Origin of the sequence: Leptospira dzoumogneensis, assembly GCF_004770895.1 — a bacterium.
GTDB classification, from domain to species: domain Bacteria; phylum Spirochaetota; class Leptospiria; order Leptospirales; family Leptospiraceae; genus Leptospira_B; species Leptospira_B dzoumogneensis.
Map to the genome: position 1 here is coordinate 241,674 of NZ_RQHS01000005.1, position 18,907 is coordinate 260,580.

Annotated in this window: 13 protein-coding genes; 4 read left to right on the plus strand and 9 right to left on the minus strand. The window is 40.5% G+C overall.

All coding sequences use genetic code 11. From position 1 onward, the window contains the following. Positions 1–128: 128 nt before the first annotated feature. Entirely contained in the window at positions 129–1,223 is a 1,095-nt protein-coding gene (locus EHR06_RS02425) for a hypothetical protein (RefSeq protein WP_135755554.1), read from the plus strand. A 7-nt stretch (positions 1,224–1,230) separates the two neighbouring features. On the opposite strand, the gene EHR06_RS02430 is transcribed toward EHR06_RS02425, so the two are convergent. Both EHR06_RS02430 and EHR06_RS02435 read right to left on the minus strand, forming a co-directional pair. Continuing rightward, a complete protein-coding gene (locus EHR06_RS02430) occupies positions 1,231–2,973 on the minus strand; it encodes an acyl-CoA dehydrogenase family protein (protein ID WP_135755555.1) in 1,743 nt (580 codons plus the stop codon). Between the two features lie 12 nt (positions 2,974–2,985). Then, a complete protein-coding gene (locus EHR06_RS02435; RefSeq protein ID WP_135755556.1) occupies positions 2,986–5,010 on the minus strand; it encodes an oxidoreductase in 2,025 nt (674 codons plus the stop codon). Positions 5,011–5,146: 136 nt separating this feature from the next. Between EHR06_RS02435 and EHR06_RS02440 the strand changes: the two genes are divergently transcribed. After that, a complete protein-coding gene (locus EHR06_RS02440) occupies positions 5,147–5,803 on the plus strand; it encodes a TetR/AcrR family transcriptional regulator (RefSeq protein WP_135755557.1) in 657 nt (218 codons plus the stop codon). A gap of 46 nt (positions 5,804–5,849) precedes the next feature. On the opposite strand, the gene EHR06_RS02445 is transcribed toward EHR06_RS02440, so the two are convergent. The 3 genes from EHR06_RS02445 to EHR06_RS02455 all read right to left on the minus strand — a co-directional run bounded on the left by EHR06_RS02445 (position 5,850) and on the right by EHR06_RS02455 (position 10,237). Beyond that, positions 5,850–7,325 (minus strand): flavin-containing monooxygenase, encoded by a 1,476-nt coding sequence (locus EHR06_RS02445; protein ID WP_135755558.1) that lies wholly within the window; start codon positions 7,323–7,325, stop codon positions 5,850–5,852. Between the two features lie 157 nt (positions 7,326–7,482). Next, complete coding sequence (locus EHR06_RS02450) at positions 7,483–9,489, minus strand: sensor histidine kinase (RefSeq protein WP_135755559.1); 2,007 nt, start codon at positions 9,487–9,489, stop codon at positions 7,483–7,485. Then, positions 9,473–10,237, minus strand: coding sequence for a response regulator transcription factor (locus tag EHR06_RS02455; RefSeq protein WP_135755560.1), 765 nt, complete (start codon positions 10,235–10,237; stop codon positions 9,473–9,475). Before EHR06_RS02455 ends, EHR06_RS02450 begins: the two co-directional genes overlap by 17 nt. A gap of 110 nt (positions 10,238–10,347) precedes the next feature. Here EHR06_RS02455 and EHR06_RS02460 point away from each other — a divergent pair, with 110 nt between their 5' ends. Continuing rightward, positions 10,348–11,613: a sugar transferase gene (locus EHR06_RS02460; protein WP_135755561.1), complete on the plus strand. Its 1,266-nt coding sequence runs from the start codon at positions 10,348–10,350 to the stop codon at positions 11,611–11,613. Positions 11,614–11,658: 45 nt separating this feature from the next. Further along, on the plus strand, positions 11,659–12,039 hold the full coding sequence (locus tag EHR06_RS02465; protein WP_244288473.1) for a hypothetical protein: 381 nt from the start codon (positions 11,659–11,661) through the stop codon (positions 12,037–12,039). Between the two features lie 152 nt (positions 12,040–12,191). Here EHR06_RS02465 and EHR06_RS02470 read toward each other — a convergent pair whose 3' ends face one another. From EHR06_RS02470 to EHR06_RS02485, 4 genes are all read right to left on the minus strand, one after another. Next, positions 12,192–12,800, minus strand: a complete 609-nt coding sequence (locus EHR06_RS02470) for a hypothetical protein (protein ID WP_135755563.1) — start codon at positions 12,798–12,800, stop codon at positions 12,192–12,194. Between the two features lie 2 nt (positions 12,801–12,802). Further along, a complete protein-coding gene (locus EHR06_RS02475) occupies positions 12,803–13,234 on the minus strand; it encodes a hypothetical protein (RefSeq protein WP_135755564.1) in 432 nt (143 codons plus the stop codon). A gap of 222 nt (positions 13,235–13,456) precedes the next feature. After that, entirely contained in the window at positions 13,457–14,482 is a 1,026-nt protein-coding gene (locus tag EHR06_RS02480; protein ID WP_135755565.1) for an LEA type 2 family protein, read from the minus strand. Positions 14,483–14,997: 515 nt separating this feature from the next. Beyond that, on the minus strand, positions 14,998–18,354 hold the full coding sequence (locus EHR06_RS02485) for an efflux RND transporter permease subunit (RefSeq protein WP_135755566.1): 3,357 nt from the start codon (positions 18,352–18,354) through the stop codon (positions 14,998–15,000). Between the last annotated feature and the right edge of the window lie 553 nt (positions 18,355–18,907).

Here is an 18,907-nt window from a genome sequence, read left to right on the forward strand (position 1 = left end):
GCCCGTTTTTGTTTTTAGCCCCTTTTCGGCACCTAAATACGGACCGATACACCTTGACCGTATGAGCTTCTCCTTTTTTTCTATACTAAATTAATTCTAAACAAGCGAAAGCCCAGTTTGGGTGACTCATGAATCAAATCGATTTCCAACATCCCTCTTTTAAGGACCAGATCCGATTTTATGTATTGGTATTTCTGTCCTTTTTGGTCATGAGCGTAGGTTATTATTTAGGGATTTCTTCTTATATTCTTGGTTGGTTCGCTTTCTGTATCTCCGCGTTTTCAGTAGCGGGCAACGATGCAGTCCAAACCGTAGGGACATTTATAGAAAGTAAAAAGTCGGTGCACTGGTTCCCGAAACTTGCAGCATTGGGTGGGCTTCTTGCTTTAGTGTTCGGATACGCTTGGTGGTCTGCAAGCGGAGAAGTTCATTTTCACAGACTGGATAATTTTACTCCTCCCGCAGAATATAATTTTCTGCAGCTCATCGCACCTATCGTTCTAGTCATCATCACTCGGCTGAAATCTCCGATCTCCACTACGTTTTTGATCCTGGGATTATTCGGCGGACAGAATATAGAGAAGATGCTGACCAAATCCTTTTTAGGATACATGATCGCATTCATCACTGCTCTGGTGGTCTGGGGAATTTTAGTAAAAGTAGATCCTAAAGAATATTATGACGATCATATGCCCGATCCAAGAACCGAAAGAAAATGGGCGATCTTACAATGGTTCTCCACTTTATTTTTATGGGCCGCTTGGCTGGCGCAAGACGCTGCCAATATAGTCATATATCTTCCTAGACAATTGAATTGGATGGAACTTGTTGGAGCGGTCTCTATTCTGATCGGTGCTCTTGGTATCATATTATATACCAACGGCGGGACGATCCAAGAGATTGTTACGGAGAAGTCCGACATCCAATGGTCCAAGGCGGCCACTATCGTAGATCTGGTATATGCTAGTATTTTAATATTCTTCCAGAAGATCAGCAATATGCCTATGTCCACCACTTGGGTATTCCTCGGAATGCTTGCGGGAAGAGAGATCGTGTTAAATTTCCTTACCTACAGGGACGCTCCTTATTTGGAGACATTCCGCAAAGTAGGTAAGGATGTTCTTCTTGCGTCTATAGGAATTGCAGTGAGTATTTTTATATTCTTACTCGCTTCTCAGTTTTATCCCGAAAAGACTTCCTTTATTCCTAGATTCTTAAAGTAATCTAAACTTATACTGCATTTTCTATTCTATAGATACATGCTTTCGAAATAGCGGTGCTATCGATTAGATATGCTCTGCAATCTTTCGCCCAACGATCGAATTGATCTGTTTGTTTTAGTTTGGCTACGGCTTTCTCATACAACATACTGCATAGATATCTTGAAGTGATGATCATTAGATTTTCCGCGACCCTTTCTTTGGCCTGATCGTCTTCGATTGATTTGAATTTCGAAATTGCGTCTTCGAAGATTTGAGATTGTTCATTTAGATATTTAGAAGGTGATTCAACCTCTGCTTTGATAGATTCTAGATATTTTTTGAAATTTCCTTCTCCACTCATTCCGGCTACAATCGCACCGACTGCAATTCGAACATGGATCTGGCTTGTTCCTTCGTAGATCGTATTGATCCGGGAGTCGCGAAATATTCTGGCTACATCGTAATCTTCCGTATAACCTGCTCCACCGTGGATTTGGATTGCAAGACCTGCACATTTATGTCCTTCTTCCGAACAATAATATTTAGAGATAGGAGTAAGTACTGTGGCAAGATTTCCCCATTTTTTGACTCTTTCGTCTTTGCGGATCTCTCTATCTTCTTTATTCGCTTTTTCCAAACGGATTTGATGATGCTGGTACATATCCACAACTCGAGCGGTTTCAAATGTGAGAAGTCTCATCGCATTCACTTCTCTTTGGATTTTATGAAGCATTTCTGCTACTGCTGGAATTTGTTCGATCGGTCTTCCGAACTGTTGTCTTTCTTCCGCATACTTTCGGGATTCATAATATGCTCCGGTTGCACTTCCTGGACCACAAGCCGCACTGCCTAGTCTCATGAAGTTTGTCATACCGGTAGTGTATCTAGTAAGGCCGAGACCTTCTTGCCCTAAGAGTTCACCATGGCTATTCTCATATACGATTTCGCAGGTAGGAGATGCATGGATTCCCATTTTTGTTTCGATTCCTGCAACAGTTACATCTTCACTTTTTACCAGGAATACGGATAATCCTCTAGCTCCTCCATTTCCTGTTCTTGCAAGAGTTAATAGACTAGATGGATAAGGGCCGAGTCCGCAGCCTTGGGATATAAAACGTTTTGTTCCGTTTAGACGGTAATACCCGTCTTCCATTTTTACTGCGGTAGTTCTGACGTTATTTAGATCGGATCCGAAATCAGGCTCGGTAAGAGACATTGCAAAAAGGGTCTCTCCGGTCGCTGCTTTTGCTGCAAAGTTTTCTATTTGTTCTTCCGTTCCATATCTAGAAACGATTTGAGCTAAATTGAGTAGTGCGACAGTCATACAAAAAGAAACATCTGCTCTTGCCATGACCATTCCGTAAAATGCGCTAATGGTTCCCGGCATTCCGAGTCCTCCTGCTTCTCTCGAAATGGAGAATGGCATGAGTCCCGTATCTCTGAATTTTTCGTAGATCAATGTGGTTTCTTCCGGAAAAATCACTTTTCCGTTTTCGTAACGTAGATGTTTTTTATCCATTACGCTGGAAAGTTGAGATACATCTCTTCCGAAAAATTCTCCCAAGGATTCAAGACTTGATCTGTATAATTCTACCGCTTCCTCAACGCTAGAAGGAGCCATTTCGTATCTTGGGTTATTCGTTTTTTTATAAATTTCGTGTTCGAAAAATTCTTCGCCTTCCGTTGATTTTACGATAGAAGCCCAATCGATTAAATGTTCGAAAATTAGTTTTAGATCTTCGTCGTCTGTAAAATAATTATTAGCTATCATATATTCCCTTATTTATGCGTTCACAGTAATTTTGTCTTCTTTTCCGATACTATAAGCGGCGTTCAATCCTTCTAAAAACGCTCTCTCTGCATCAATTCCTTTAGAGTCCTTTGCTCCACCTATAACGAATATCTGCTTTTGAGGGTGTAAAGATTTGTAGGTTTCATAAAGAGAACTTTCTTTTTCCTGTCCTACACAAAGTACTAAAGAATCGCATGGATAAAGAACCTCTTCTCCATTTTTCAAAGTAATCTTTAGGCCTTCTTTAGTGATTTCCTTATAGTTGAGTCCTTGGAAAAATTCTACACCGGATGCTTCCAATTCCTGTTTGAGAGCCCAAAAAGTAGTGGGTCCCAAGCCGGCACCATGTTTTCCGCTTCTTCTAAAAATCGCAACATCTCTTTCCGATTTATGAGGTTGAATAACAGCATTCGTATACGAATCGATATTATATTTTTTTGAATAAGATTCTAGATTCGGATCGTTTTCTTCGGTCAGTTTGTGAGCCACATCAACTCCGATCCCTCCTCCACCGATCACCGCTACTTTTTTTCCCGCTTTGAATTTCCCAGTCAGATAATCCGTATAATTTCCGACTGGAAGGTTCTCGATACCAGGCAGCGTAAATTCTCTTGGTTTAACACCTGTCGCAAATATGATCGCATCCGGATCTAATTCTTCAAGCAGCTTTAGATCACAATTTGTATTTAAACGAATATCAACCCCAAGCGCTGGAAGTTCGTTCTTAAAATAACGGATCGTCTCTTTGAATTCGGATTTGCCAGGAATATTCGAAGCAAGTTGGAACTGCCCTCCTAACTGATCGGATTTTTCGAGTAATATAACCGCGTGGCCTAAAGAAGCACTTGCTCTTGCTGCTTCCAGACCTCCTGGTCCGGATCCGATCACCACAACTTTTTGAGGTTTCACATTGGAATCTATTTTGTATTCCAATTCATTCACAGCTTGTGGATTCACTAAACAGGAAACCGATTTATCTATGAAAGCATGGTCCAAACAGGACTGGTTGCATGCAATACATGTGTTGATCCGATTCGATGCACCTGTCCGGATTTTTTTTACGATAAACGCATCTGCAAGAAATGGCCTCGCCATAGAAATTATATCTGCTTGATCCGTATCAAAAATTCTTTGCACTGTGCTTGGATCGTTTACTCTGTTCGATGCGATGATCGGAATACCGGGAGTTTTTTCTTTGATCTTACCAGCAATGTTTGCCCAGGCTCCTCTCGGAACTAATTGGCTTATAGTAGGAATTCTTGATTCATGCCATCCGATCCCTATATTCAAAGCAGATACACCTTCTTGCTTTAGTGTTTGAGCTAGATCGCATACTTCTTCGAAAGTCGGATTTCCTGGAATTAGATCGATCCCTGACATTCTGAAAATGATCGGGAAACCTTCCGGAAGATTTTTTATGACTGCTCGTAAAACTTCTACAGCCATATTCATTCTTCTTTTGGGATCTCCTCCAAAATGATCGTCCCTATGATTTGTTACAGGAGAGAAGAATTGGTTGATGAGATATCCTTCACTCCCCATAATTTCTACCGCCCCGAATCCTGTTTCTTTCGCGAGCTTTGCTGCGATCCCGAAATCTTCCGCAGTTTTCCAACATTCTTCTTCCGTGAGTGCTCTTGGAATATATCTATTGATTGGAGCGCGGAGCGCAGAAGGGCCCACGCAGTTTCTATCGAACGCATATCGTCCTGCGTGAAAAAGTTGTGCGCACATAGTTCCGCTTCCATTTAGAAGACCATTCATCTTCTTTAATTCGGATGCGTGTTCTTCATTTTGTATATTAAAGAAGTGTTTGGATCCTCTTCCTTCTTCATTCACGCTGATCCCGCCGGTGACTATTAAACCTACTCCGCCTTCAAAACGTTTTCCATAGAATGCCGCCATTCTTTCTGCGGTTCCGGTTTTTCCCTCGAGTCCCAGGTGCATAGATCCCATTACAAACCGGTTTGGAAGGGAAAACTTTCCTATGTTTATGGGTTGAAATGCCTTTTCCATTTATAAATTCTCCGCTGAATTCCGTATTAGAGCTATTATTTACCAATGGTAATATAAATAATATAGGATTCAAGAAATAAATTACCACTGGTAAATATGTTCTTGCAAAGAATTGGAAATAGAAAGAATCGTTAGTATGCCTGTAAATAAGAAACGCCGCCAACAGCAGGGTCCGGGAAGGCCGTTTAAAAATGATAAGATCACTGTCAGGGAAGATCTTATATCCGCGGGTACTGAATTATTAAAGACTACTCCTCTAGAAGAGATCTCATTACGAAAAGTTGCGTCTCTTGCAGGTGTGAGTCATGCGGCGTCTTATCATCACTTCGAAAACAAAAACGCTCTTCTTGCTGCGATCTCAGAAAGAGGGTTTCAGAAATATTTCTCAGAGTACCAAAAGGAACTCGAAAAAACGGAAAACGATTTTTTGGGACGTTTCCGTGCTCTTGGCTGGACCTATATTCAGTTTATATTAAATAACCAGCAATTTGCGAGGATCATGTTTGGCGGGATCGATATAAATTTACACCCAACATTGTCCGCAGTTTCTAGAAGAACGTATAGACAACTGCATGAAATCATACGTATGGGCCAAAGACTGGGAGCGATCAAGCCTGGTCAAACACGGGAGAAAACTGTAGCCTCCTGGTCTATGATCCACGGAATAGCGATGCTTTTTTTGGAAGGTAGAATAAAACCCCAAAAGAACAAAGAAGATATGAAAAAGTTTATCTTATCCGTGATTGAATGCGCATATACCGGGATGACTCTTCCTCCACCTGCCTCAAAATAAAAATGAGACTTTGTCCTTCAGAGTCATCCGAGCCAGTATCTATTCTTCAAGCGGAAAGAATTTCATATTCGGACAGATCGATCTTTCTGGTTCTATAAGAATATTCGTAAGTATGACCAGGCCAATTATTCGTGTTCTTACCGGAAGCATTGATATACCAGTTCGTACATCCGGTGTCCCAAACGAATTTATCGAATTTTTTATTTAAAGATGTGTTATAGTTTTGCATACTTCGAGCTTTAGGGATCAATGCTTGGATCCCTTTTTTATTCATTTCGTTCAAGGCAGAAATGAGATAACGCACCTGAGATTCGATCATGTACACGATAGAATTATGAGCAAGGTTCGTATTCGGTCCGTATAGAATATAAAAATTCGGAAAGCCTGCAACAGTTACACCTAGATAAGCCTCTGCACCATTCTTCCAAACCTCATTTAGATCTCGGTTTTTAGTACCTTTTACTTTCATGGGAGAAAGGAACTCGGTAGCTTTAAATCCGGTCCCAAAAACGATCGCATCGAATTTTTTGAGGCCATCCTTGGTCACGATCCCTTCCGGATTCGCTTCCTGAATGGATTCGGAAAGTACTTTTGTATTCGGTTTTGCTAATGCTTCATAATAATCATTCGAAAGAAGAATACGTTTACATCCTGCAGGATAATCAGGAGTTAGGATCTTACGTAGTTCCGGATCCTTGACGAACTTTTTCATATGAGAAAGGCTCATCCATTTTACGATCTTGTTCGCATGATTATTCTTTTGGAATGCGATCATTCTGATCTCGTTCCACATATAGATCTGAAATCTATGCAATAACCTCAACCCAGGAAGATATTTGAATAAGAACTTTTCAAAACCGAAGTATTTACGATCCGGTTTAGGGACCACCCAAGGTGCAGTTCTTTGAAAAACGGTTACCTCCGCTCCTTGGTTTACGATTTGAGGAATGAACTGGATTGCGCTAGCACCTGTTCCGATTGCTGCTACCTTCTTCCCTGAAAAATTGTAAGAAGGATCCCAATTTGCAGAATGGAATATCCTACCCTTAAAACTTTCTAAACCTTTGATAGAAGGTAGAGCAGGGCGATTCAATTGTCCTACCGCAGAAATAAAAACGTCATGCTCTAATGTTTCATTTTGAGAAGTTTTGATCTTCCAAACTCTGGAAGTATCGTCCCAATCAGCGGATTTGATCTCGATCCCGAAACGAATATGAGGAAGAATTCCGTATTTTTCCGCACAATGTTTTAAGTAAGAAAGTATCTCAGGCTGAGCGGAATATTTTCTAGGCCAATCTGGATTCGGTTCGAAAGAAAAAGAATAAAGATGAGAAGGAACGTCGCATGCTGCTCCAGGATAAGTATTTTCCCTCCAAGTTCCTCCTACCGAATTTGATTTTTCGTAAATTACGAAATTATGGAATCCATTCTTCTTAAGTTGTATTGCAGCACATAAACCGCCGAAACCTGTACCTACAATCGCGATAGAGATCGATTTTTCTTTTTTATTTTGTGACTGCATGTTTTACAAACTCCGGATAAATTATATGAACAAATGTTCACAAGGTTTGGGTTTTTAGGTTTCTACTTAAGCGCATCATTGAAAGGAAAATCATTCTAGCAAGTCGATTTTTAAGACTATAATTGTATCGAACCTTGTTAAATATCAACTCAAGGCTTTATATTTGGGAAGAAGGTAGAAAGATCCGAATCATTGCTTCTTTGGAATTTGGAAATTCCAATGTTAAAGAACCTTGGAAAATTCTTAATAAAGCGCTGTGTATTTTCAATCCTTGGCCGGAAGAACGCACCGATATAAGATCCTTTCCTATTTCGTTTTTGATCTGAATGAATAAGCCGTTCTCATATCGAATGGCGATCTTGATTCGTGATTTTGATTCTCCTGAATATTTTACCGCATTACGTAAGGATTCTCTGAACGCATAATATAGAACTTCCTGCACTTCAGGAGGATAGTTTTCCGTTTGAGAATTTATATTTGGATCTATTTCCCAAATTAACGAAGAATCTTTTGCTTCAGAATCCTGAAGTTTTTGCAGCATCGGAATAAGTCCTAATCTGGAAATTTCCAGACCGGTATCGGACATTTCTCTCAATAGAGAAGATATCCTTTTGTGAAGTTCGGTAAGAGAATTTGCATGTTGAGAATCGAGATTTCCCGACTTATCGTTTGAAATTTCTAAAATAAGAGAATGGATTTCAGGAAGTATTTCATCATGAAGGATTTGTCTGGTCTTTTGGTCGGAAAGTCTTTGTTCTTGGATTTTCTTTCTTTGAAGTTCTTCTAGAATATTTCCAGTTTCTTCTAAAAATAAAGAATGTACGAGCCAGGTGCCCGTGACCTGTGCGATCTCAATTTCCTCTTCTGCGAATAATCCTCCGTTTTCCTTTTGACCCAGGATCAAATATGCATCTCCGGTAAGAACACTTTCAATTTTTACTCGGATCACAAAATCGGAAAACCGATCCTTATCTAAGTATTGGATATTAGGATTTTCCGGATTCGGATCTATTTTAGAAAAATCAAATGTTTCCGTCGGAGTATTTTCCGGGTAATATATATTTGTGTCAGATATGTACGGGATCTTTCCTTGGAAAATCAACGCTGCTTTAGTCGCTTCCAATACATCCTTGCATAAATATCCGAAGGAAAGTTTTACTGAACCGGAAGATAAGATCCTTTTTAATACTTCGTTTTGATCGGAACTTACCTGTTTGTTCTTTCGCATCGTAAAAAATCGGGAGAGAAAGAAGGAATAAGAGAATACGATAGGTATTTCCGCTCTTGGATATCCAAGTTTTGCGAAAACAAAATATAAAGAAGAAAGTGCAAAAGATGTATAAACGGAATTTTTCCACTCTTGTTTTAAACTGATCTTAGGCAATATCCTTCCCGTGAGTATTTCGTAAGATGTTAATGCCCAACCTAAAACTAAAATGGAAATACAGATCAGTAATTGGATACATAGAACGAATCCGTAAAAATATTCGGGTTCCTTTTCCGCTTTTAAGATCAAATTTTCTATGATCCCGAATTCTTCTCCTACGAATAGAACAGAGACTAACGATACTACTCCTAATAGGGAAAACCCGATAAGTTTTAAGAAGGGGATCGCTTTTTGTCTTCCTAGTTCAGAGAGACTATTATCTGAAATTTGAAATAAGAACAAACAAAATAATGAAAGGAAAACACAGGCGAAAATATAGACCAAATAAGCGAATTTAAAGGAAAATGGTACAAATTTCCAATATTCAAATAAACTGATATTCCAGGTTTTTCCCGGATTATAGATGAGTAGAATGGTGATTGCGACTAATTGGCAAAAAGCTAAAATATAAAACAAAAAAAGAAAGATCCCTTTCTTTTTCAAAAATCCAAAGAACCAAACGATTACTACGAACCATCCAAATGGGATAAGTATCAGAAGGATCAGTCCCGGGAAAAAATATAAGATAGGAAAAGAAGATACTACTAAGAATCCGTTTTGACCAACGATCGCAGAAAAAGAGAATAATAAGGAAGATACGATTAAAGTAAAAATACTAAAATAGGAAGCTGCGTTTTTTCTTTCTAAATTTGTTCCGGTTGTAGAGCCCAACCAAAACAAATTTGTGGAAAGAAAGATAAAAACGGAACAGATGAATATTTCAAGATCTGTTGTCAATATTAGGCGTCCATGGAATCCTTTCCCCGGAAGAATTCCTGTAAAAAATTTTTTCGTCTTCTTCCCATTCTAAAAAACGATTGGATAATACGATGAGCGCTGCTCTTGTGCGGGCCACTTTTTCGTCGGAGTTTGTTTCGTTCAGTCCCCAAGCGGAATAGATCTGACCGTTGATCCTGCTGATCGTTCTTTTGTCCTTGAATCCGAAACGTTGTGCTATCTGTTCGTTACTAAATCCTTTGGCTAACATTTCCGCTACGGATCTTTCGTTCGGTTCTAATACTGCAAGAGGAGAATTTTCATCCTTCTCCCTTACTTCGGTGACTCTGGATTCGATTTCAGGATCTATAAAACTTTTTCCGTCATACGCCAATCTGATAAGTGGAACCACCATTTGAGGAAGAAGATAGTTTGATTTTCGGACGTACGCATAATGGCTTAAGATCCCGGAACTTCTGAAAGTCCTAAAATATTCATCGCTGTCTTGTATGGAATAAATGACTACGGGTTTACGCGGGAATTCCTTTCGAATGGAAATGATCGTCTCTATTCCGTTCAATTTTCCTGCGAGTCTCACATCTAAAAGAAGAACGTCTGTTTCTCCTTCTAAGCAGTAACGGATCGCATCTTCTCCTGAGTCACAGTCGAATACGGATTTTATTTTTCCGGATCCTTCCATGCCGGAGATCATCGCTTTTCTGAGTTTCAGATTGTCTTCCGCAACTAGTATTTTGAGAGGCTCGGCCATGTGTTCCGGAATTTTAGAATAAGAAGAAGTCGGAGGTCAAGCACTTGAGTGCTTGGACTTATGCACTCGGAAGGTGGGTTTGTTTTTGAAAATTCGATATTCTGGGAGCCATGAAACGAATTTTAGAATTTTCTCTGGCTTTGATCGCATTGTTTGTGTTTTCCCCGGTTTTATTCGGGATCTTTTTATTGATCTCCATCCTCGATCCTGGTCCGATTTTCTTCCTACAAGAAAGATTGGGTATAGGAAAGAAGTTATTTCGGATCTGGAAATTCAGGACCATCAAAGACGGGGCCCCTACTAGGATAGGATCCTTTTTGAGAAGTACCGGTTTGGATGAACTTCCTCAGATCTGGAATATTGTAAAAGGAGACATGAGTATCATAGGTCCCAGACCTTTAACGGAACAGGACGTTTTCAGATTAGGTTGGGGAGAAGAAGGTCTTAGGCGCAGATGGTCTGTTCGTCCAGGAATTACCGGACTTTCTCAATTATACTCCGGAAGAGGATCCAAATATTCACTTTGTTTCGATCTTTCTTATCTTAAAAGAAGAAGTTTCATCTTAGATCTTAAGATCGTAAGTTTAACATTAGTAATGAATCTTTTCGGTAAGAAAAGAATTAGAAATTTATTATGGAGTCTTCTTCAAAAAAGAGACCGAGGATCCTATTGGGGAAATTGGGTAAAACATTTTCGAAAGAATGCAGATCGCCCTTATCCGATTGTCCAGGAGCAAGTCATAGGATTTATTCCTCAAAAGCGACTTCCGGTAGCTAAATCACTTGCAATCTTTCAGTTGGGAGAAGCTGGGGAAGGCAGGATCGCAAAAGATATAGACCATGTAAATATCTACGGAGTGGATCCAAATTATAGAGAAGCGCTTAAACTTTTTGTAAAAGAAGAAGGCAGGCATGCACGTATCCTAGGAGACTGTGTCCGTGCATTAAGAGGAGAACTGATCCAAAACAATTGGACCGAAAAACTTTTTCATTTTGGAAGAAGGCTTTTAGGAACCAGACTCAAACTAATGGTACTTCTCGTCGCAGAAGTGATCGGGATCTGCTTTTATAAAAAGATCGCAGAGAAAATTCCATTCGGCTCCGTAAAAAATGCACTCTTACATATTGCAGAAGATGAAGAAAAACATCTGATCTTTCATTGTACTTTTTTTAAGATTCGTCTTAAAAACCCGATCACTCGATTTTTATTTAAGATCATTTGGAGATTTCTTTCTTTTGCGGCATGTATTTCGGTTTTAATGGACCATCGTAAAACTTTCAAGGCCTTGGAAATTCCGATCAAAGATTGTTATCTACAGTTTAAGAATATTTCCCGGAATACGGAGAGAAAGATCCTACAAACTTTTTTTGTTTGAGAGGTTCTTTCTATGCATATTGTTTTAGTGTTTAGGAGAAAAATTTTGGGTTACGGTTTCGAATGTGAAGAAGTGAAACTAACTCATGAATTGGACCGTATCCAAGATCGTTTGGATCGATATCTATTAGAGAATCATATTCGAAAGAAATGTTTTTCTGCGAAATTAGAAAATTCCGGAAAAATATTCAAAGGGTTTATGGGTTTTCTTTCGGAAGATATTTCTGATTGTCCTGGGGATCTGGAAGAAGTAGAAATTGAAACAGGAAAGTATTTGAAATTCGGGAACTTGCCTGTGAGTGATAATATTACTTCAAGGCTTGTCGTTGATAAAAAAGTCCGGACTTTCCTGGCAGAAAATAATATTAGGACTGATTGGGTGAGATTTTCTTCCGGAAAAAATTCGTATCTCAGAATTATTAATTAGATAATTATAATATTTAAGCAGCTACTTGATCAAGTCTACGAATTAATTATCCTATACGAATGGAATGAAGAAGATATAATATATGAAATCGCCAATTGCTAAAATTGCTTCATAAAAGTAGCCTTGAATTTGGCGGCTTTCATTTTTGATAACTATGCTATTGACGCCTTATCTTGGATTCCAATATAAACTTGGTATTCAGCATCGTTTATCGGCTTATTTAAAATCTGTCGAAGGTGCTGAGTAGAAATTCGATAGGTTTCATTGATTTGTCCAATACCTGTTCTAAGAATCGTTATTGCGCAAAAATATAAGATCGCTGCGATTGAAAATCCGATTAAAGTAGGCGAAGTGAATATCATATAGCGAGCGACCGTTACTTCGTACTTTCGAAGCATAACTTTAAGTTTCTTTTTTAAAGTTTCGTCACTTTCAGCATGTATGCGTTCTCGAAGACCTGAATATAGTCTGTTCTCTACAACTTTACCAGGATAATCTTTTTCCACGCTAATCCGAAATATTAGAGAACTAAGAAAGCTAATTCGATGAGCATATCGAATTGTCCCATTTAGGATAATTTCTAGTTCCTTATATACTTGATCCTCAAAGGAAAGTTTTTTATCTAATGCAAGATCAAATAGAGAATCTCGAATATTAAATAATTCTTCTCGTAAGATGTCCAGACGCAATGGCTTCCAAAGAAAATGCCACATTGCCCACATTATTAATAGACTAAAAAGCGTTGAGATTGCTTCTCCCATTGTTATTCGTCTCCTTGTCTAGTGTCCCCGGTCGGTGTCAAATGGCTACTACTGCGACGAGGGTTAATTTCGTGTTCAAGTTTAGAGATACGTGTACTGCTCCTTTTCACATGTTTCTTGCGTAAATTTCGTTCATATAGACCGAATCCTATCCCCGCTGCTCCGAATATATATGCAAACCATTGATTAGCATTAAGATCGGCTAAAAAGTTGAAAACGACATTATAATTTGTAGTCGTTCCGGCAATGGCTTTAACCGAGTCTGTAATAAAGTAGGTGATAGTAATAGGAACTGTATATTTGCAAATCGTAAGAACATTCCGAGATATTGCTTCTGCCCAAATGGCCTTCGTATTCAAACGCTCTTGTACTTTTAATTCACTTTCGGAAGGGCGAGTCCTTAAGTTTCCTCTCGGCGTGTTATTGCGAGACATAACTTATTTTGTTTCCTGGCTGTACATATTATACAAGTAATTTTCATAAATTTATAAGAATACTCATTCCAGAGGTATAGTGTATCTAACTTAACTCCACTTGCTAATTCAAAAGGAAGAATTTTCATCAGTACTGCGCAACGGATCGCAGCGGAAATCCCGCGAAGCGGATTGGAGCGTAGAGCCGGGTGCTCGCCGCATGGCGAGCATGCGCCCTTATTTTTAATTCCAGCTAAAAGAACCGGATTTGTCGAATTTGAATGGGACTTGTCCTGTTCCGATCTCCGGGGATTCGGTGGTTGCTTTTCCGCTCAGTCGGAATGCAGCGGATCTTTTGGAGACTGCGTTTGCGATCCCTTGTGTGACCGTTCCGAGTGGGAAGGAGGTGCGAACGCTTAGGATGGATTCTTGTCCTTGGTTTTCGATCCGAACCGGTTGGCCTGTTAAGAATTTTTCTTTTTCGAGAGTGAGCTCAAACTCAAATTCAGAAAATTGTAATCTAGATGTGGCTCTGTTTTTTAATACGATCTGGAATTCGGTATCTACTTTTAAGTCGAGCGCTGATAATCCAGCGGCGACTGCCGAGCCTGGGGATTTTTTCTGAGGACCGAGTAACGTGTCTAAGAATGTTGCGGCTTTTTTTGCCAAATCTTCCGTTCCTGCGGAGCTTAAGATTGTAGAAGGATCCGGTTTGATAATTTTGAAATTTCGGATCTCTATGTCGGGAAGGACTGCTGGGATCTTTCTTTCTTCTTCGAATGGAAAGTCGAGTGACGCAGCTCCCGCGATAGATCTGTATTTTTCAGGAATAGGAAGTGAAACTACTCCTTGTACTTTGACTACTAAGTCTATCTTTCCAGGGACTTTCTTGTAAAGTTCTGCAAGGTCATTATACGCGAATGTTAGGTCGACCGGGACAGGTTTGTTGGAATTCCCACCTACTGTTGGGATCTTGGTTTTTGCCTTTGTGAATTGTTGTCCTTCGATCAGGATATTCATCTCTAAATTGGTCGCAGGCAAAGCGATCGGATACGGATTTTTTACTTTCGAATCCACTCTAAGTTTGATCTCGGATAAATTGATCTCGGCAATCGAAACTTTTTCTAAGGTAAAAGAAGGTCTATCTAGGTCTTCGATCTTTTCTTTTACTTTTTTTAAATCAACTTTTTGTAATTGAGCACAACCGAATAGAAGGTTTGCTGCGAGAGTAATTCCGATATAAGCACGCAAGGAAGTTTTTTGGATCATAAACTCCTCCTGAAGGTGAAGTCTTTATTTGGGATTTATGGATTATTGGGAACTAAGTTTTGGAGGCTTGGAAATAAAAAATGGAGTTTTGGGATGAAAGAATGCGGTTTTAGCAATTGAAATTTTACACTAAGGCGATGTTGGAATTCCAACAAAGTACGGGTTGGAAAATGGTTTGAAGAGAGGAAGGTTTTGTGATATGGGATTTTTTTGAAAGAACGGGCTGCGGGTACCACCGGCCGGCCCCCCTTCGCAGCGACAATAGGAGCGAGAAGACGACCGTCCTCGACGAGTCGGTGACCGAGAGAATCGAGGTCAAACGAGACTGGAAATTAAATCAAAACGATACGATCGCATCGAACGTTTTTCGCGGGTACCACCGGCCGGCCCCCACCCAATGAGGGTGGGGGCTAAAATTTACTGCATCGATACAAATTTGACTTCGCTTTGCTCAGTCACCCTACGGGAATCTCGCTCCCTACGGGTCGCTCGATTGGGTGGGGCCCCTTACAAAACTACTTTTTCTTCTTCGAACTAGTTCCCTTCTTAGGTTTGGACTCCACGTCTTGGGCCCATTCACTCAAAGAAGATTGATTATGATTCGTCGAAATCGCAGCGGTTCCGGAATGACCTGCTTCGCTGTGAATGGTCGCTGTCATATCAGGACGGAACTTGCCTTCTATCCATTCTCTGAACTTATCGATACCACCGAAGATAGAAGGAACCACGATCAGAGTAACTAACGTGGAAAGGATCAAGCCTCCTATGATCGCGATACCCATTGCAGTTCTGGATTTCGCAGCTTCTCCGAGACCCAATGCGATCGGAACAGTTCCCATGATCATCGCGATGGATGTCATCAAGATCGGACGTAATCTTACAAGACCTGCTTCGAAGATCGCTTCATCTCTTGTGATACCTCTTTCTCTCACTGCTTGCATTGCATAGTCCACGAGTAAGATCGAGTTTTTAGCGACGAGCCCCATGAGCAGGATGAGTCCGATCATGGAGAATATATTCAACATTTCTCCCGTTAAGAAAAGAGCGAAGAATGCCCCGGAAATTGCAGGAGGGATCGCGAATAAGATCGTGATCGGTGTGATGAAAGATTCATAAAGAGAAGCAAGAACCAAATAGATGAATACCAACGCCAGACCGAATGCCACGATGATGTTCAAGAATAGTTCTTTTAAGTCTTCCGACTGACCTTGGAAATTAAAACGAACTCCCGGTGGAGGAGGGATTTCCTTGGTCAAAATTTTAGTCGCTTCTTCCATCGCAGTTCCGATCGCACCACCCGGTGCAAGGTTTGCATTTACAACAACTGCTCTTGCTCTATCGATACGATTGATACGAGAAGGACCTAAGTTTTCTTTACCGCTGCTGATCGCAGCAAGAGGGATCAATCTGTTTGCGATATTCGGGACCTTGGTTTGTCCATAAGCAGCTCTCAAGTTCCTTTGGTCAGGTTTAAGCCTCATACGGACCTCGTACTCGATCCCTTTATCGTAAAACTTACTAACCTGATCTCCAGCGATCTGGTATCTTAACTCTGAACCTGCAACACCGGGAAGAACTCCTACCAATTGCATTCTGGAATTATCCAAAACGATTTGGTATTCAGGTTTTCCACCTCTAAAGTCGGAGTCGATGTCAGCGAGATCTTTGATACCCTTCAGTCGTTCTATTACTTTTTTGGAATATGCTTCCACTTCTTCCAAATTATTCCCTTTGAGAACCAATTGGAACGGATACTGGACCCCGCCTCCCACTGCGGAATAATCCGAAACCGCAGGCCTTGCATAATCATAGGCCTTTAACATTTTACGGATATCTTCTTTGACAGCGGTAGTGTCCCTGGATCTTTTTTTGGAAGAAACGAGTGCAATCGCCAGAATCGCAGTGTTCGGCTCTCCACCATCCGGTTTACCGATAGTGATCGCGATCTTATCCATTTCAGGGAATTTTTGGAGTTCCGCCAAAACTTGATCGGAAACATCTTTAGTTCCTTGTAAGCTGGTGCCTGGAGGAAGATCCAAAGTCACCATAAACTCACCCTGATCATTCGCAGGTAGGAATGTTTTCTTTACGAAAGCACAACTTACGAAGGAAAGAATGAATATTAAGAAAGTCAAAAGTATGATCTTACCCGGATGGGCCAACGCGTAATGCATTGTGATCTTATAAATTTTTTCCAACCAGTTTTGGAAACGATCGAATGCTTCTACTGCGGCGTTCCTTTTATCATGGGTAAGTTTACCCGCGAAGTAAGCGGACAACATCGGTGCCACAAAAAGACCGTCGAAGAGCGAAATGATCATGGCAAAGACCACAGTCAATCCGAACTGTTTGAAGAACTGACCTACGATCCCTGATAAAAATCCGACAGGGAAGAATACAGCGATCACAGTTAAAGAAGTTCCGATAACCGCAAGAGCCACTTCCATGGTTCCTTTTTCCGCGGCTTCCATCACGGTTGCACCTTCTTCCAATTTACGGAAGATGTTTTCCCGGACCACGATCGCGTCGTCGACGAGTAGTCCTACCGCGAGGGATAAGGCCAAGAGAGTCATAACGTTAATCGTGAATCCCATGATCCACATGATGATGAATGCACCCAATAAGGAGTTAGGTAACGCAAGACCGGTGATGATCGTAGATCTTAAGTTCCCTAAGAAGAAATAAACAGTGATTACCGCGAGTAAGATACCTAGAACGATCGCTTCCGTAACGTCTTCTACGTTGTATCGGATCCATCTGGAACCGTCGCGGATCAATCTGATCTTAGGTTTTCCTTCCAAAGGTTGGATATCCGCATTTAATTTATCGATCCTTTTTAAAACCTCGTCCGCAACGGATACTGTGTTCGCTCCGGATTGTTTATATACATCTATAAATAAAGCGGGTTTAAGTTCTTTTTCTATAACGGCATTTTTATCACCGCCGAAAAGTCTTTTGACTCTTTTTGGAAATTGAACTGTCCAGGTGATAGGATGAGTCAGAAATCCTGCGTCTTCTTCCTCAACTTCGTCACTTTTGGAAGCCCAAAGATAACCTAATGTTTCTTCGTCTTCCGTTCCGTCTCTTACGGTTCCCAATTCTTTTATGAGTACCGAGTTACCAACGTCTCCACCGAAGGAAACGATAGTGTTCTCGATTTGGGAAAGAGTTTCATATCTTCCTAAAGTTCTATAAGAAGTTTCTTTTGCACCAGAATCGAATTTACCAACCGGAACGTTTAATCCGGCGGTCTTTAACCTATTGGCGATGACTACCATAGGCATTTGATAAGAAACTAATTTATTTCTATCTAATTCGATTTGGATCTCTCTTCTAGTTCCACCGACTAACTTAACGGAACCGACACCGGCGATCTGCTCTAACTTAGCCTTAACGGTTTCTTTCGCTAAGTCGTACATTTTTGCCTGATTCAGATCTGCAAACACTGCCAAACGAATGATCGGTTGGTCCGCCGGGTCGAAACGAACTACTTTAGGTTCTTTAATACCGTCAGGAAGTTTAGGACGAACAGATGCGGTTTTATCTCTAAACTGTTGTTCCGCGTATTTGATATCAGTGGAAAGAGTGAATTCGCCTAAAACAACGGAAACACCTTCTTGGTTACGAGAAGTGATCTTCTTTAAACCTGCAATGGAAGAAAGTTCTTCTTCCAAAGGTTTAGAGATCAACTCTTCGATCTCTTCCGGACCTGCTCCGGGGTAAATCGTAGTTACGGTCACTACCGGAATATTCACATCCGGAAAGAGATCCACTCCCATCTTACTAAGGGAGAAGATACCGGTGATCAACATAAGGATCACAATACTGGTAATAAAAATGGGACGTTTAATAGAGAGGAGCGCGATATTCAAGTTGCCTCCGGAGAATCCAACATTTCGAAAATCGAATGAAGGATCTGCTCAGAGGTCCATTGCTATCCATTCCTGAATTTTCGAAAACAAATTCGCAAACTCGATTTAGGAAATTTGGGTGAATGGTTTTGGGATCGGACTAAGTCAGGTTGCGAAAAGAAAAAAATCGAGCCGGACTGGGGGCGGGCCGGAACGAACGTCATACTCTATTGCTAAAACGATTCTAAAATTCATTGGACTGCAGTCGGTTGTGCGGCCGACCCAGCTTTGCTGGCCGGGCTGCTCCGGGTTCGCTATCGCTCATCCCTTCGGGACTTCGCCCTCCGCATCCCTGTCGGTAGCTCTCCTGTAAAACAATATCCTGATTTAGGATACAGGAATGAATCTCTATTCTCCTGACTTAAAATTTTTGAATGGATCTAATAATAGAAAAGACTCCGCTAAAAAATCCGAATTCAAATTCAGAAATCATTTTTAAAAAAATATGATGAATATCAATTCGGAATAAATATTCTAATATAATAAAAATAGAATGTAAATTTTTCATTGACGA